This is a genomic window from Bradyrhizobium jicamae, from assembly GCF_001440395.1.
Taxonomy (GTDB): domain Bacteria; phylum Pseudomonadota; class Alphaproteobacteria; order Rhizobiales; family Xanthobacteraceae; genus Bradyrhizobium; species Bradyrhizobium jicamae.
Genome location: NZ_LLXZ01000214.1, coordinates 573 through 854, shown reverse-complemented (window position 1 = coordinate 854; position 282 = coordinate 573). Strand labels below are relative to the sequence as shown.

The 282-nt window shown below is 57.8% G+C and carries 1 protein-coding gene; it reads left to right on the top strand.

The window, feature by feature from the left end; translation table 11 throughout:
• A partial coding sequence (locus tag CQ12_RS45520; protein WP_057840174.1) for a hypothetical protein occupies positions 1-282 on the top strand: 282 nt, incomplete at both ends.

Sequence of the window (282 nt, the reverse complement as noted above, 5' to 3'; positions counted from 1 at the left end):
TGAGGTCTATGCCGAACGAGCAATCGCCGAATGCGCCGACGAGGATATGGTCGAAATGGCCATCATGGCGCCGGAGGGCACCTTTGAAAACGGCTTTGACTACACGGGCGCCTATCACAAACCGTCTGCGGCATTCATGGCCGCAGCTTTTCGGCTACGCGGCAATGCTCATGCCAATCGACACGCGATCAAGCTTTGGGAAAAGCACGCGGACGTGAGGTGGACCTACGAGCCGGTCGATCTAGATCCCTTTGAGGAGGAGGTGATCGAGCAGGCCATGAC